This window comes from Candidatus Sororendozoicomonas aggregata (genome assembly GCF_031528575.1).
Lineage (GTDB): Bacteria > Pseudomonadota > Gammaproteobacteria > Pseudomonadales > Endozoicomonadaceae > Endonucleibacter > Endonucleibacter aggregata.
The window spans coordinates 20,471-35,425 of the sequence record NZ_JAVLSP010000011.1 but is presented as its reverse complement, the minus strand read 5'-3'; the positions used below and the strand labels follow the sequence as shown (position 1 = coordinate 35,425).

The 14,955-nt window shown below is 48.1% G+C and carries 13 protein-coding genes and 1 other RNA gene; 5 read left to right on the top strand and 9 right to left on the bottom strand.

The genetic code is table 11. The features are described 5' to 3' along the window. Nucleotides 1-86: 86 nt before the first annotated feature. A complete protein-coding gene (gene rpsI / locus V4C51_RS03805) occupies nucleotides 87-479 on the bottom strand; it encodes a 30S ribosomal protein S9 (protein ID WP_330924799.1) in 393 nt (130 codons plus the stop codon). A gap of 12 nt (nucleotides 480-491) precedes the next feature. Then, nucleotides 492-920, bottom strand: a complete 429-nt coding sequence (rplM, locus tag V4C51_RS03800) for a 50S ribosomal protein L13 (protein WP_330924798.1) — start codon at nucleotides 918-920, stop codon at nucleotides 492-494. 388 nt (nucleotides 921-1,308) lie between these two features. On the opposite strand from rplM, the gene V4C51_RS03795 reads away from it, so the two are divergent. Together V4C51_RS03795 and rpe are read left to right on the top strand one after the other, a co-directional pair. After that, entirely contained in the window at nucleotides 1,309-2,388 is a 1,080-nt protein-coding gene (locus V4C51_RS03795) for a mechanosensitive ion channel family protein (RefSeq protein WP_330924797.1), read from the top strand. 464 nt (nucleotides 2,389-2,852) lie between these two features. Then, nucleotides 2,853-3,530: a ribulose-phosphate 3-epimerase gene (gene rpe, locus V4C51_RS03790; protein ID WP_330924796.1), complete on the top strand. Its 678-nt coding sequence runs from the start codon at nucleotides 2,853-2,855 to the stop codon at nucleotides 3,528-3,530. Nucleotides 3,531-3,806: 276 nt separating this feature from the next. Here the strand turns inward: rpe and yciH are convergent, their stop codons facing one another. Then, nucleotides 3,807-4,139: a stress response translation initiation inhibitor YciH gene (gene yciH, locus V4C51_RS03785; RefSeq protein WP_330924795.1), complete on the bottom strand. Its 333-nt coding sequence runs from the start codon at nucleotides 4,137-4,139 to the stop codon at nucleotides 3,807-3,809. A gap of 395 nt (nucleotides 4,140-4,534) precedes the next feature. Here yciH and V4C51_RS03780 point away from each other — a divergent pair, with 395 nt between their 5' ends. Further along, nucleotides 4,535-5,098, top strand: a complete 564-nt coding sequence (locus tag V4C51_RS03780; protein WP_330924794.1) for a hypothetical protein — start codon at nucleotides 4,535-4,537, stop codon at nucleotides 5,096-5,098. 295 nt (nucleotides 5,099-5,393) lie between these two features. On the opposite strand, the gene V4C51_RS03775 is transcribed toward V4C51_RS03780, so the two are convergent. After that, a complete protein-coding gene (locus V4C51_RS03775; RefSeq protein WP_330924793.1) occupies nucleotides 5,394-5,927 on the bottom strand; it encodes a KdsC family phosphatase in 534 nt (177 codons plus the stop codon). A gap of 362 nt (nucleotides 5,928-6,289) precedes the next feature. Here V4C51_RS03775 and ppnN point away from each other — a divergent pair, with 362 nt between their 5' ends. Continuing rightward, a complete protein-coding gene (ppnN, locus tag V4C51_RS03770) occupies nucleotides 6,290-7,660 on the top strand; it encodes a nucleotide 5'-monophosphate nucleosidase PpnN (RefSeq protein ID WP_330924792.1) in 1,371 nt (456 codons plus the stop codon). Between the two features lie 138 nt (nucleotides 7,661-7,798). Here ppnN and recR read toward each other — a convergent pair whose 3' ends face one another. The 4 genes from recR to ffs form a co-directional block, all read right to left on the bottom strand. Then, nucleotides 7,799-8,398: a recombination mediator RecR gene (gene recR / locus V4C51_RS03765; protein WP_330924791.1), complete on the bottom strand. Its 600-nt coding sequence runs from the start codon at nucleotides 8,396-8,398 to the stop codon at nucleotides 7,799-7,801. A gap of 23 nt (nucleotides 8,399-8,421) precedes the next feature. Then, the gene (locus V4C51_RS03760; RefSeq protein ID WP_330924790.1) at nucleotides 8,422-8,748 is read right to left on the bottom strand and encodes a YbaB/EbfC family nucleoid-associated protein; all 327 of its coding nucleotides are present in this window, start codon (nucleotides 8,746-8,748) and stop codon (nucleotides 8,422-8,424) included. Nucleotides 8,749-8,879: 131 nt separating this feature from the next. Continuing rightward, nucleotides 8,880-10,751 (bottom strand): DNA polymerase III subunit gamma/tau, encoded by a 1,872-nt coding sequence (gene dnaX, locus V4C51_RS03755; RefSeq protein WP_330924789.1) that lies wholly within the window; start codon nucleotides 10,749-10,751, stop codon nucleotides 8,880-8,882. A 116-nt stretch (nucleotides 10,752-10,867) separates the two neighbouring features. Beyond that, nucleotides 10,868-10,965: signal recognition particle sRNA small type (gene ffs, locus V4C51_RS03750), an RNA gene on the bottom strand. Nucleotides 10,966-11,346: 381 nt separating this feature from the next. On the opposite strand from ffs, the gene putP reads away from it, so the two are divergent. Then, complete coding sequence (putP, locus tag V4C51_RS03745; protein WP_330924788.1) at nucleotides 11,347-12,840, top strand: sodium/proline symporter PutP; 1,494 nt, start codon at nucleotides 11,347-11,349, stop codon at nucleotides 12,838-12,840. A 563-nt stretch (nucleotides 12,841-13,403) separates the two neighbouring features. Here the strand turns inward: putP and V4C51_RS03740 are convergent. Next, nucleotides 13,404-14,726 carry a hypothetical protein gene (locus V4C51_RS03740; protein ID WP_330924787.1) on the bottom strand — a complete coding sequence of 441 codons (1,323 nt, stop codon included), beginning with the start codon at nucleotides 14,724-14,726 and terminating at the stop codon, nucleotides 13,404-13,406. Between the last annotated feature and the right edge of the window lie 229 nt (nucleotides 14,727-14,955).

The following is a 14,955-nucleotide window of genomic DNA, read 5'->3' as shown; positions in this document are numbered from 1 at the left end:
TATGAAATATCCGGGCTAACAAAAAACCCGGCTTTTGCCGGGTTTTTTGTTGTATCTGTCATCAATGCACCCGAAGGTACAACTGATTAACGCTTGGAGAACTGTGGACGCTTACGCGCTTTGCGCAGACCCACTTTCTTACGTTCAACTTCACGGGCATCACGAGTAACATAACCTGCCTTACGCAGAGAAGAGCGCAAAGTCTCATCGTACTGCATCAGCGCACGGGTGATACCGTGACGGATAGCGCCTGCCTGGCCGGAACCACCACCACCGGAAACGGTGATGTTAATGTCGAACTTCTCAGTCAGTTCAGTCAACTCAAGGGGCTGACGAACAACCATACGAGCGGTTTCACGACCGAAGTACTCGTCAAGAGCACGACCATTAACCGTAATGCTGCCAGTACCAGAGCGCAGAAAAACACGAGCAGTAGAGGACTTGCGGCGCCCTGTTCCGTAGTATTGAGTCACAGACATAGTTATTCCCGATTAAATTTCCAGTGGCTGAGGTTGCTGAGCAGCATGTGGATGCGCGTTACCGGCATACACTTTCAGTTTGCTGTACATCGCACGGCCCAGAGGGTTACGTGGCAGCATGCCTTTCACCGCCAGTTCGATAATCATTTCGGGCTTGCGGCTCTGTAGCTTTTCGAAGCTCGCAGAACGCAGGCCACCGGGGAAACCGGTGTGACGGTAATACATCTTGTCAGTGGTCTTGCGGCCAGAGACACGCACTTTCTCAGCGTTAACAACAACGATGTAATCGCCGGTGTCTACGTGAGGGGTATATTCTGGCTTATGCTTACCGCGCAGGCGGGTAGCAATTTCAGTGGCCAAACGACCCAGCGTTTTGTTTTCTGCATCAATAACGAACCAGTCGCGCTTGACTGATTCTGGCTTTGCGCTAAAAGTTTTCATTCAATTTTCGCCTTAACGGAGTTGCTAACACAACATCCTGTTCTTACCTGGCCACCCTGAAAAGCGGATCAGGCTAATAATCCGCCAGAGCTGGCCCGCATAAACATAGGCGCTCAAATAGGGAAACGGTGAAGTATTATAGCGCCTGACCATGAGAAATAAACCCCCTGTATTTAACAAAACAGTATAATAGGGGTTTCTAAGAAACAGTCTTAAAAATCGTGCTGCTACTGTGCTCTGGGGTCAACGGATCTAAAAAACCGATTTTGTTTATTAAATAGCAGGCTTTCGCCTGTGATAATCGACCTTTAATCCTTTCGTTTCCCTTGACTCTTTTTACGCGCGAACCTTTAAGACGTTTAATACAGTTCAGCGCAGGAGCCGGTTAATGGACTTATTGGAAACCACTATTCCCTTCTGGGTACTCGCCTTGACAGGTGTTTTTCTTTTTGCCTGCATACTGAGCATTGGTTTGTCCCGGTTTCTGAAAAAACTGGCCAATCATTCGCGGATTCGCGGTACCGTCTGGAATCATGCTTTACTCGTCGGCTTCCGAAAGCCTGCCTTTTTCCTCGTGTGGTTTGCCTGTGCTGGCTGGACTATCAAGATTGCCATGAGCATACTTGAGGCGCCAGTACTGGATGAACTGCTTGATTTCAACCGGGTGGTATTGATTATTCTCCTGTGCTGGGCCCTCGTCCGCACGATTCGCCAGGTGGAGTCGAATTTTTTGGACCCAACGAAAACCAGCATAAAGGAGGTTGATCCAACAAGCGTTACCGCCATAGGGCGACTGTTTCGGGTGACGACTTTCATCATCACTGCTCTGATTATTATGCAGGTGCTCGGCTTCAGTATTTCTGGTTTGCTGGCTTTTGGGGGTGCCGGTGGCTTAGTGATAGGTTACGGCGCCAAGGACATGCTGGCCAACTTGTTTGGCGGCCTGTTTATTTATATGGATAAGCCATTTGGTGTCGGAGACTGGGTGCGCTCACCGGATAAGAACATTGAGGGCACCGTCGAGTACATTGGCTGGCGCCAGACTCGCATCCGCACCTTCGACAAGCGCCCGCTGTATGTCCCCAATGCCACGTTTACCAATATTTCCGTGGAAAACCCGTCCCGTATGCAAAATCGCCGTATCAAAGAAACAGTGGGATTGCGATACAGTGACAGCACCTGCATTGATGCTATTTTAGCGGAAACACGAATTTACCTACAGCAGCATGAAGCCATTGACCAAGATAAAATCGTTATGGTGAACCTGAACCGCTTCGGTCCTTCGAGTCTGGACTTTTTTATTTATTGCTTTACCAAAACCACCGACTGGGCCACCTTTCATACCATCAAGGAGAGGGTATTGCTGGATGTGCTGGCTATTATTCACCACCATGGCGCTGATGTTGCCTTCCCTACCCAGACACTGGATTTGCCGAAAGAAGCACTCATAACCACTCGGAAAAACTAGGAGCCTGACCGAGAATAGCGCCCTTAGCGAGGATTGTGAGAAATTGAGGATAAAATTTCTGCTTCTGAGGAGAATAGCGTGGCTATTTGATGAAGAAGCAGGGATTTTTAGACCAATTTATCGCAACCGCAGTAGGGCAGTCTATTCTCGGTCAGGCTCCTAGCCGTTGACACAGGTCATTGGCTACGCACAGACTTTTAAGATTGCTTCCAGGAAAGGAACTCTGGCCATAGATAAAGCCGATGCTGTGGGGTAAGCGCTTCTGGAGTCCAGGCTATTGCCGTGTTTCTGGATGGGGCTGGTTTAGAGCATGGCTAACGCCTTACTGAGCTTTACTTGCCATTAAAAGAGGATGATTGCGCCCGGTTTTCGTTCAACACACTTCCTTGCTCTGAAAGTCCGGGGTTTTACGCGATTTCCATAAACCGTTACAATGCACCGCACTGTTGACAGGAAGCCTGTGTATGCGCGACTTTATTATAGCCCCGAGTATTCTCTCAGCAAACTTTGCCCGCCTTGGTGAAGAGGTAGATAATGTACTTGAGTCTGGTGCGGACTGGGTGCATTTTGATGTTATGGATAACCATTATGTTCCTAACCTGACGCTGGGGCCCATGGTGTGTAAAGCACTTCGCAACCACGGCGTTACGGCACCCATTGATGTTCATTTAATGGTATCCCCTGTTGACCGGATGATACGTGATTTTATTGATGCCGATGCCAGTTTAATTACTTTTCACCCCGAGGCTTCCGACCATATTGACCGCAGCCTGCAATTAATTCGAGAAGGGGGCTGTCAAGCCGGATTGGTGCTGAACCCCGCCACTAGCCCTGAGGTTCTTGAGTATGTTATCGACAAACTGGACATGGTGTTACTCATGTCCGTCAATCCTGGTTTTGGCGGGCAAAAATTTATTCCGTCAACACTGAAAAAATTACGTCATGTGCGAAAAATGATTGATGAAAGCGGGCTGAATATCCGGCTTGAGGTTGATGGTGGGGTCGGTGTTAACAATATTCGCCAGATTGCAGAAGCCGGGGCTGATGCCTTTGTGGCAGGGTCGGCTATCTTTAAGGCAGATGATTACCGGGCGGTTATTGAAACAATGAGAAACGAGCTGGAAAAAGCTCAGCTTTTATAACCCGTGTTACACCAGCACCCTGTCGGACTTATGCTTTCGAGCATAAAATTCTGGCCGCACTTTCTGGATTTTAGGCCGAAATTGCCTCAAGTCCGACAGGCTTCCAGAAAGACTGCACGACAAGGTCAACGAGGGAGTCATCTCAAGAACGTGGTATCAACCTGTTTGAAATATGACCAAAAATGAGATCGCCCCGCCTATACCAAGACGAATGTGGAAACGCAGGCACATCAGGTGTTTTGGCGCTTTTTCCTACCCCTTCAGGTTGTGCTACTTCTATCCTCCAGATCGTTTGGCATCATACCCCTGTTTTTTTAACATATCGATCAGAGTGTCTACGTGATCGCCCTGAAGTTCAATAGTGTCACCTTTGACTGCCCCACCACCGCCACAACGTTTTTTTAATTGTTTGGCCAAGGCTTTCAGATCATTTCCATTCATAGGCAGCCCACTGATCACAGTCACTATTTTACCTCCCCGCCCTTTTTTCTCAGGGCATACACGGACTGCGCCATCACCTAAAACGGCATTATTGTCACTTTTCTTTTCTTTGATCCGCCCCTGATCAGTGGAATAGACGAGTCGGCTGTTACCATCACTTTTTACCATACTAAACCCTTTTTACCGCTTTCGAGGTAGATATTAACACTGACTCTTATGTAAAGGACAGTTGTCAGGCAAACGCTGATCCATGGGCAAGACACTGGCATACAACCGGGAGGTAAGCCGCTCAAGTGTTTTCTCACACGAAAGAAGTAGGGCGTGATTGTATCGCCCGAATGATTATTGACTCGATGGTGCCTGAAGGCTACTGGACTGTTTGTTTTGACGCGCCTTCCCAAACAGAGCCTATCCAACATGGGTGATCGAGCCACATTATTAACACGTGAAGTAAGCTTGACCCGGTCGAACCATCCACTACGGCCCTGTATACTCAGTATTTCGGCAGGAGCTGCACCCAGTGGACTTACCCTGCCTCGATCAAAACTTGCTTGTTTTTCTGTATGAAAAATCACCCTATTGTTGTACTTTCGTCTAAAATTAGTTTATTGACTAAAGAAACAGGACAGAAGTCTTGTTTCAAAAAAATAAAAAACAAAAAAATCATAGTATTAAGGAGAGTTGCTATGAAAAAATTACTGCTACCCCTGGCTTTAGCCCTTTCAAGTTCTAACATATTCGCCTCTGATATTGAAAACTCCTCGGCAGAGATTTCTATGGATGTAGCTTTATATGCATCAATTACAGGACTCGATACGTTGGAATTGTCCACCAGTGACGCAGGTGGTTCTGAAGGGGCTGTATATTCCGCTAGCGATTCATTTAATCTTGAAAGTAATGGTCAGGTACGGTTAGTGCTAGCTGGATCAGATCTGAAAATAGGAGAAAATCATACGATACCAACAACCTTTTCTTTGAACGGTGGCGGCACTTCCTTAGATACGGCCACTGATTCTGTTCATAATCAAGCCCACACTGTTTCAGCAAGTGCAACGCTTGGCGCTATTTCTGATCAATTATCAGGCGATTACGAAATAGGTATTTCTTTAACTGTTACAGCTATGTGACTTTCAATAGGGGGGAAACTTTCTTTCCCCCAGGGATATTAGCTGTGCGCAGCCAAATAAAACCGGATGAAGATGAAGCAGCGGATATCTGTGATTATTTGCACGAACTTTAATCAGTGTTGAGCAAGCTGCCAAAGTCTCAAGCGGCGTCCATGCTCCTGACGCAACCGATGCTAAGTCTATACAACAGTTTTATTGACTCAGGATAAAAATATCAGTAGCCAATAAAATCGCCCCGACGGCCTGATTCTGTTAACTCAAGCGTGCAAACTCAGCAACGCCTACAGCTTTTGTTTTATTGCACAATGCCAACCAGTGAATAATAAGCAGCCTCGAGGTCTGTTCTTGCTCCTACCAGCAAATCAGCCACTTCTCTGGCAACACCCTGCCCTCCCTTAGCTTCTGTAACAATCCGCGCGGACTGTTTTACCAGCGGGTAAGCGTCAGCAGGGGCAATAGCAAGACCCACAGTATTCATTACAGATAAATCCAACACGTCATCTCCCACATAGGCCGCCTCTTCATCCACTACTGATAATTGTTGCTTTAATCGTTCATACACGGTTATTTTATCGGAGCAACCTGGAAAAAAATGGTTAATCTTTAAATCTTTCATTCTTTGAGCCAGGGGCGCTGACTCTTTTGCTGTAATCACTGCCACAGCCACACCGTTACCCTGCAACAAACCAAAACCTACGCCATCTTTGACATTAAAAGGTTTGACACATTCACCCTCTGCACCGTAATACAACGTGCCGTCGGTCAGCACGCCGTCAATATCAAAAATAACCAGTTTTATCGTTTCAAGAGCTACTGTGGGGGTTGCCATTACTGAAAACCTGAAGAAAAAGCGCAGTGTACCTTATTTTATGGTCTTAATCTTCCATAACCAACGTTACGCACTCAGAAGCTGTTCGGTAATGGGCCAAAGGCGTGGTCAGGCGATAGAAACGTTACAAATTATCCCCCTTTCCATATAACCATTCGTCGTTCATAGTTAAACAAGCAGACAGTTGTGTTTGTTCACTACAACCACCCGTAGTTCTAGGAGGCTGTCGGACTTATGCTTTCGAGCTTGTCTTAAGTCCGACAGGCTCCTGGTGCAACTAAGAGGAAAACGAACTCACCCCAAGACAGTGACGACACGATTTTATTATCGTCGCACCAATGATCAGCCCAAACGGGAAAATAATGAAAAAAAATACTATTTCTACTTATGTCAACCCTGTAGGCAGCATGCGCGTCCTCTCGAGCCGGGAAGTAAGCCGACTCCATGATACCAGCCAAACCGGTCTTTACCAATTATTCAGACAATGTGCACTGGCAGTGCTAAACGGCGAGCAAAGTGGTGATGATGCTGAAGCTCTGATGCGGTCCTTCCATGATTTTGATATTCAAATTAAGCAGGAACACCGTGGACTTAAATTAGAACTTATGAATGCGCCTGCGACAGCCTTTGTGGAAGGTCATCTCATTTTAGGTGTCAGAGAAAACCTGTTTTCTGTACTTCGAGATATTCTTTATGTCGCCACCCATATCACCGATGACCCTGGCTTTGATATCAGCAGCTCTACCGACATCACCCATCAAGCTTTTGAAATATTGCGCAATGCCAATGCCTTTATTGCCAAGCAATTACCTAATATTGTCGTATGCTGGGGGGGGCACTCTATTAGTCGCCCTGAGTACGAATACACCAAGAAAGTGGGTTATCAGTTAGGGCTTCGAGGTTTTAATATTTGCACTGGCTGCGGGCCTGGAGCCATGAAAGGACCGATGAAAGGCGCTTATATCGGCCACGCCAAACAACGTGTCAAACAGGGTCGATTTATTGGACTCTCTGAGCCGGGCATCATTGCTGCCGAATCACCTAATCCTATCGTCAATGAGTTGGTAATCATGCCTGATATCGAAAAAAGACTGGAAGCCTTTGTTCGACTTGGTCATGGAATTATTGTTTTCCCCGGTGGGGCGGGTACCTGTGAGGAAATTCTCTATATACTGGGTATCTTGCTCCATCCAGCGAATAAGGACATGCCCATGCCCTTGGTCTTTACCGGGCCAGCTTCTGCTAAAGGGTACTTTGAACACATTGACCGGTTTATTAACAACACGCTTGGTAAAGAAGCGCAGGCTCACTATCAAATTATTATTGACAACCCTGAAAAAGTAGGCGAAACAATGCGGAAGGGTCTTGATAAGGTCACACGCTTCCGCCGAAAACACGGTGACGCCTACTACTTTAACTGGCTATTAAAAATTGATAAGGAATTTCAGCTGCCTTTCATACCTTCTCACCAAAATATGACGAATCTTGAACTTTCACAAGACTTGCCTACACACCAGCTAGCAGCCAACATAAGACGACTAATGTCAGGTATTGTCTCTGGCAATATTAAAGAAGAAGGCGTAAACCGCATTCGAAAACACGGACCTTACAAGCTATCAGGCTCTCCGGCACTGATGGATCAGGTAGACCAGCTACTTACAGCTTTTATACAGCAATCAAGAATGAAGTTGCCAGGGAGCGTCTATACCCCCTGCTATGAAATTGTAAGATAATCCCGAATTGTGCAGTTGACCGCTTTTAATTTGCTCGAAGCCCGTTCCTCAGGGAAAAAACGGCTGTCAACTGCCCATCGAGGGTGAACAAAGCACACTCTATCACCTCAGAAAAGTGACAAAAAAACAAGGAGGGACTCACGCCTCTACCTTACGACGCCCGGCAAGTGCGTGAGCCAAAGTACCCCCATCAACGAACTCTAGCTCACCCCCAAGAGGAACGCCGTGAGCAATACGCGTGGTAGACACACCTGATGCCTTTAAGGCATCAGCAATATAATGGGCGGTAGCCTCCCCTTCTATGGTAGGGTTAGTGGCCAAAATCACTTCTGAGATATTGCTGCTTTTTACCTGTGTTAACAGTTCATCCACACCAATTTCAGCAGGGCCAATGCCATCGATTGGCGACAGTCGGCCCATCAACACAAAATAACGACCGGCGAAACCGCCTGCCTGCTCCAGGGCAATCACATCTGACGGGTTCTCTACCACACACAGCTGAGCATTATCTCTGCCCGGGCTTTCACATATATGACACAGCTCAGACTCACACAAGGTACGGCAACGCTGACAACGGCCCACGTGCTCAGCAGCATCCATCAAAGCCTGCGCCAGGCGCCGCGCGCCTTCCCTGTCTCGCTCCAGCATATGCAGTGCCATTCGCTGTGCAGAGCGCGGCCCCACGCCTGGCAGGCACCTTAATGCCTCTAACAACTCCCGGATTAACGGACTGAACATGGCAACCGCTACCTCTTACCTGGTTAGAATGGCATCCTGAAGCCTTCAGGCAATCCCATGCCAGAAGACATCTGCGCCATTTTTTCCTTGTTATTGTTTTCGACTTTACGCACGGCATCATTCACGGCAGCGGCCAACAAGTCTTCGAGCATTTCCTTTTCTTCCTTCAGCAGGTCAGGATCAACCCATACCCGCTTGACATCATATCGACCTGTCATGGTCACTTTCACCATACCTGCGCCTGACTCACCTGAGACTTCTGCATTGGCCAGCTCTTCCTGAACCTTCTGCATATCTTCCTGGATTTTCTGGGCTTGCTTCATCAAATTGCCCATACCGCCTTTAAACATAACAGCCTCTCAATCAATCAAAACGGGTCAGGATTTTCTCACATCCGTCAGCCTGACCATGCAAACCAGTATTATCGCATGAGTCGGTGCATCGAATAAAACGGTAACACATAAAATTGCAACACCTTTAATTAAACACTCTCTCCAACCGGAGCAATGCTGTCATCAAGCACTGTGGCAGAAAAGTCCTGAATCAGCATTTTCACAAAAGGGTCACTGTAAACACTGGTTTTTGCCTGCGCCAGGCGCTCGGCAGCCTTTCGGGCACACCACTGGGCGGGTGTTTCTGTTTTGATATCGCCAATAGTAATATCGACCCGCACAGGCTGACCAAAATAATCTGTTAACTTCTCTGCTATTCGCATTCGGTGCGTATCGTTATAAAGGGTACTGCGTTTGCTGTCGAGACGAAGGCGCACCAAATCCCCTTCATGGCTATGGTATTCACAATGGGAAGTCAGTGTGCCTGTCACGCCACCGAGGGATAAACCACGGTATACGGCAATCCACCCGGATGGATCAAGTTTTTCCAGAGGGAGTCGTGAGTCACCCTTGAGCACAACATCAGAAAGCGGAACAACTGCTGCCGGTGAGTCACCAATAAAAGATAATGGCGTCGGCTTAACAGCCGATGAAGGCCCGTTTTCCGGTATGCTTTCAACCCTGTCAACCGACTCGGACTGAGGGGCTGACACGTCATCATAGGCCGATAATGGCGGTAATCCTTCCATCATGTGCGGTGGCGTATGTTCCTGAGAGGGCAGTTCCTGTATCGCAGCCGGTTCAGGCTCAGGGGCGGCAGGAGGGGCAGGCTCTGGTTCTGGTTCAGCCGAGGATTCTGGCTCGCTGACAACCTGCTCATTATTTGCGTCATGCTCCCGCGACACTTTTAATACCTGCCCTTGTGGCACAGGCAGCGCCTCAGGACGAAAAGCCAGCATACGCAGCAAAGCCATCTCAAAGCCGCTGCGCGGACTCGGCGCCAGGGGCAGATCTTTTTTACCGACCAGTCCCACCTGGTAGTAAAGTTGCACATCTTCTGCCCGGACACGCTGGGCCAGGGCAACCACTTGCTCCCGGTCTCCCAGGCTGTTATCAACAGCCTCAGGCACCGCCTGGGCCACTGCAATACGGTGCAGTATGGCGAGCATATCATCAAGCACAGCCAGATAATCGGGTGAATGATCTGCCAGTTCAGACACTGCCTGCAAGACATCTGTAGCATTGGCGCTGACAAGGGCGTTCACCACGCGCATGACCTGGTCTTTATCAAGGGTTCCCAGCATCGCACTGACATCAGCGGCTTTTACCCTACCCTCACCAAAGGCAATGGCCTGATCAGTTAAACTCAGGGCATCACGCATACTGCCATCCGCCGCAATGGCCAATTGCCATAATGCGGGCGCTTCAAAAGGGATGGCTTCCTCCCCCAGGACATGCTTAAGGTGCCCGGCTACCCGCTCAGGTGAAATGCTTTTCAGACTAAACTGTAAACAACGTGACAGGATCGTCACGGGCAGCTTCTGGGGATCAGTGGTTGCCAGCAGAAACTTCACATGGGGCGGCGGCTCTTCCAGTGTTTTCAACAGGGCGTTAAAGCTGTGGGTTGACAGCATGTGCACCTCGTCAATCAGGTACACTTTATAGCGGCCATGGGTCGGGGCGTACTGGACATTCTCCAGTAATTCTCGCGTATCCTCCACTTTAGTTCGAGAGGCCGCATCGACTTCAATCAAGTCAACAAAACGACCATCGTTAATGGCCTGACAAGACGAGCACTCACCGCAAGGCGTAGAACTCACCCCGTTATCACAGTTCAGGCATTTGGCAAAAATACGGGCAATGGTGGTTTTACCAACCCCGCGCGTTCCCGTGAACAGGTAAGCATGGTGGAGGCGATCCTGATCCAGCGCATTGACCAGCGCCTGAAGCACATGGGTCTGCCCTACCAGTTCAGCAAACGATTGCGGACGCCACTTGCGCGCAAGCACCTGATAGCTCATAAATGCCTTAATAACCCGATTCCAGAAAATAATGCCTATATGCTAGGCTTTGTTGATGCGAGAATGCAAACTCAGCATGTATGTGGGGGGGGTAGACAAGGGATGAAGGAGGCAAACCCTGCCAGCCAACACCCCGGCACATGATGTCACTGCTACCGTTGCTCCCTTCCGGGCCTGGCGGGGTTGACAGCTGATCATTGCGGGGGGACCGACAGAGTCCACCATAACGACAGGCGTGTGCCTGAGTGCGATGTATTATCCATAAAGGCTCCGGCAGGGTCAACCCCAAAAGCGGCTTCCATTAAAATCAGCCGGCGCTCTTGGCAGGGGTTTGCCTTTCGCCTCTCAATCCTGTATCAAATAGCACCATTGGTTGGTATATGGTTGTTATATCTGACTTTTACAAAAAACAGTCTCAAACGTCGTGCAGCTACTGCGGTCTGAGATAAACGGGTCAAAAAGCCGATTTTATTCGTTCAATAGTGGGCTATTGCCTTTTAATATCGACTTTTTCTCTTCTGTTTCTCTCGATCCTCGCTACGCGCAGAGTGTTAAGACTGCCTCTGAGAAATTATAAAAAGGAAATGGAGTACTTATGCCCGACACTCAATACGTCGTCATCGGCACCTTTTGTATTTACCTTATTGCCATGCTAGCCATCGGCTATATTGCCTGGAAGCGGACGGCCTGCGCGTCTGATTATTTCCTCGGTGGCCGCTCGTTAGGTCCCTGGCCCGCAGCACTGAGTGCTGGCGCCTCCGATATGAGTGGCTGGTTGCTGCTGGGATTACCCGGTTATGCGTTCGCAGCCGGTATGGAAGCGATCTGGCTGGCCCTCGGTTTGCTTATCGGCTCCTGGCTCAACTGGTTGGTGATGGCCCGTCGCCTGCGCGCGTACAGCATTGTGGCCAACGATTCCCTGACCTTGCCAGAGTTTTTCACTAACCGCTTTAAAGATACCTCAAAGTCCTTGCAAGTGATTTCTGCCTTCTTTATTTTGTTATTCTTTTTGTTCTATACCAGCTCCGGTCTGGTCGCTGGCGGTAAACTGTTTGAAACAGTATTTGGTCTGGATTATCAGGTCGCTGTGATTATCGGTACTGCATGCATTATTTCCTACACCTTATTTGGCGGCTTTCTTGCTGTATCCTGGACGGATCTTGTGCAGGGGCTATTGATGGCAGCAGCGCTATTGATTGTGCCTGTCACTGCCATACAGCTCGAAGGCGGTGCTGCGCAGGTTTTCAACCAAGTGAAGGCGATCAATCCAGAACTGCTAAACCCTTTTACACAGATAAGCGGTGAAGCCGTCAGTTGGATCACCATTATTTCGCTGCTAGGCTGGGGGCTGGGTTATTTTGGTCAACCGCATATTCTGGCCCGATTCACTGCCGTCCGTTCTGAACAGGATATTCCCACAGCTCGCCGGATTGCTGTCTCATGGACCGGTATCTCAATGCTCGGCGCGTTTATGGTGGGCCTCGCTGGCATGACCCACATTACGGGGACAACAAGTGGCACCCTCGATGACCCGGAAACCATCTTTATGGTGCTGGTTAACACCCTGTTCCATCCGGCGATTTCGGGCATTTTATTAGCCGCTATTCTGGCAGCGATCATGAGCACGGCTGACTCTCAATTACTGGTGTCTTCCTCAGCTCTGGCTGAAGATTTCTATAAAGCCGTGTTCCGTAAAAGCGCCTCTCAAAAAGAGGTGATGAACGTAGGGCGCGTCGCTGTTATTGTACTGGCATTAATTGCCCTGGCTCTGGCGATGACGCCTGACAGCTCTGTTCTGGGACTGGTCTCCTATGCCTGGGCAGGTTTCGGGGCAGCATTTGGCCCGGCTTTACTGATGAGCCTGTTCTGGAAGCGAATGACAGGCAGTGGCGCCCTGGCTGGCATTATTACTGGCGCAGTGACCGTGGTGGTATGGAAGCAGTTAACGGGCGGGCTGTTTGACCTGTACGAAATTATTCCCGGTATTATCATTGCGACTATTAGCATTGTGGCTGTGAGCCTGATCTCTGCTGAGCCCGAGGCTGAAATTATTGCAACGTTTGATCAAGCGGCTGATGGTGTGAAGTAATACCCATCAAACTTTCTAACCCCGTTATGAGCATGGCTATCCAGGCGGAAAGACAAGGCGAAATCCTCGTGATAGCTGGGCTATTACTCATCGTTTCTACTGGTCTGACGCCCAATTTGCCAGCCCTTACGGTGGTTAGAAAAGACGGTTGGTATTATATCAACAGAACCAGGAGCCTGACCGGGAATAGCGCCCTTGGCGAGGATTGTGAGAAATTAAGGATAAAAATTTCTGCTTCTGAGGATAATAGCGGGGCTATTTGACGAAGAAGCAGGAATTTTTAGACCAATTTATCGCAACCGCAGTAGCGCAGTCTGTTCTCGGTCAGGCTCCTAGGAGCCTGACCGAGAATAGCGCCCGTAGCGAGGATTACGAGAAATTGAGGATAAAAATTTCTACTTCTGAGGATAATAGTGGGGCTATTTGACGAAGAAGCAGGAATTTTTAGACCAATTTATCGCAACCGCAGTAGGGTAGTCTATTCTCGGACAGGCTCCTAGACAACACGACCATTTAAGATTCTTTCCAAGGCTCTTTCTCTGGCACCGGCCATTATGTGAGAGTCAGAGAATATTACACGCGCAACCTTTGCGTGTCTGCTTTTCAGGCTGATTGCCTGGTTGTGAGCTGGCAGACTCCGGTTTCTTCCACGAACGAATATTCCAAACCCTGCTTTGGTCCACTTTTACTTTCCCTAACGGAAAAGCAATTTTCTGCAGCCAGCTTGTTGAGTTAAGAAACCAAAGACTCAATGGCTGATCAGGGTCAATCGCCTTAGCAATCTTGTTTCTTTCGTCATTAGGAGACAACATCTTTAATACATTAATATTGTCCAGGATCACAGTCACTTCTTTTTCAAACAAGACAGAAATTTCGTGGTTTTGACAAAATAACCTGGCGACAGACATGCGGAAGTTAGTGTAAATTTTACGATTGAACCCCAGTGAATAAAACATGACCGGGTGCTTCGGCCAAGCCACTGCTACCAGTCCCATTTCCGGCTGCAAACAGTGTGTTAACTGATTGTGGCGCCCCTCCCTTTCGATCCAGTCAGTAACATAGACTCTGATTCCATTTAGGCACTGGAGTGGACCAATGGGCTCTAGTAACTCTACATCCCAGTCCATTTTTATACATCCGTCACTAAGCGTCTTAACGCCGGCCGACGCACAGACCTTGTCACAATTAAACATGGCCATGCATTGTATCGCATCCATAAGAATAAAAAGTGAATTGATTTCCCGCACATTAGTACAGAAGCAACTCCAATCCAGCATGTCTGGGTCGCAATCTGTCGGGTCAACACGCAGAATAAAATTCCCTTCCTGATTCTTCCCTTCGGTAATTTTAATACCAAAAGCCGAGAGTTGAGGGAGCAGTTCTTTCATATCAACTGAGTAAGCATTTTCATTTTTCTGAACCAGTTTTTTTATCTGTGATTCCAATCCTTCATTGGCCAGCGAGCTATGCATGAGAATGATGGCAGGCCGTGATCTGTCAATGGCGCAGTTATTGTTAAAAATACGAATAGCTCTTTTATCAATGCGTGTCTGATCATCCATACAATAAAATTGATAAAACAGTGGCGTATCCGCAGGTAGCGTTTCCAGATAAGGGATGTCTTCTCCGATAGTGATTTTAGTTTGCTCACTGATATACTGCTGCATAGCGTCCATCTCTTCTACTGACAAAAGTCTCTTTTCTGCCTCACTCATCAAAGACTCTGGCGACAGTATTTCCTGTGAAGGCGCTGGTGGTTTAACCAGGTTACGTAGAGAGTGACAATAAACAGCAGCGTAATCACTCAGTGTTCTTATGGGTTGATCAGTGGATGAAGAAGCGGCCATCATCAATACTGTCGGATCAGTTTGTTTGACGCGAGACATTTTTTCCTGCTTAAAAACCATTGATGCTTTCAATGTATTTATGACGCTGCCTTCTCCCCTTGAAATATTCTCAGTTATATGACAGCCAAGTAAATGTTGTAAATTATCTTTATTATAATCCTGTAACCCATTAAACGTCGGTTTTCTATAAAACTTGTTTTCTGGTTTAAACAATACATCCAACACAGGCCAAGGGGATGGCACTGACAACAAATGAAAGTTAGCGCAC

Excerpts from the sequence above, each read along its gene's own strand:
- rpsI (WP_330924799.1), bottom strand. The coding sequence starts at position 479 with ATGTCTGTGACTCAATACTACGGAACAGGGCGCCGCAAGTCCTCTACT.
- rplM (WP_330924798.1), bottom strand. The coding sequence starts at position 920 with ATGAAAACTTTTAGCGCAAAGCCAGAATCAGTCAAGCGCGACTGGTTC.
- V4C51_RS03795 (WP_330924797.1), top strand. The coding sequence starts at position 1,309 with ATGGACTTATTGGAAACCACTATTCCCTTCTGGGTACTCGCCTTGACA.
- rpe (WP_330924796.1), top strand. The coding sequence starts at position 2,853 with ATGCGCGACTTTATTATAGCCCCGAGTATTCTCTCAGCAAACTTTGCC.
- yciH (WP_330924795.1), bottom strand. The coding sequence starts at position 4,139 with ATGGTAAAAAGTGATGGTAACAGCCGACTCGTCTATTCCACTGATCAG.
- V4C51_RS03780 (WP_330924794.1), top strand. The coding sequence starts at position 4,535 with ATGAAAAATCACCCTATTGTTGTACTTTCGTCTAAAATTAGTTTATTG.
- V4C51_RS03775 (WP_330924793.1), bottom strand. The coding sequence starts at position 5,927 with ATGGCAACCCCCACAGTAGCTCTTGAAACGATAAAACTGGTTATTTTT.
- ppnN (WP_330924792.1), top strand. The coding sequence starts at position 6,290 with ATGAAAAAAAATACTATTTCTACTTATGTCAACCCTGTAGGCAGCATG.
- recR (WP_330924791.1), bottom strand. The coding sequence starts at position 8,398 with ATGTTCAGTCCGTTAATCCGGGAGTTGTTAGAGGCATTAAGGTGCCTG.
- V4C51_RS03760 (WP_330924790.1), bottom strand. The coding sequence starts at position 8,748 with ATGTTTAAAGGCGGTATGGGCAATTTGATGAAGCAAGCCCAGAAAATC.
- dnaX (WP_330924789.1), bottom strand. The coding sequence starts at position 10,751 with ATGAGCTATCAGGTGCTTGCGCGCAAGTGGCGTCCGCAATCGTTTGCT.
- putP (WP_330924788.1), top strand. The coding sequence starts at position 11,347 with ATGCCCGACACTCAATACGTCGTCATCGGCACCTTTTGTATTTACCTT.
- V4C51_RS03740 (WP_330924787.1), bottom strand. The coding sequence starts at position 14,726 with ATGTCTCGCGTCAAACAAACTGATCCGACAGTATTGATGATGGCCGCT.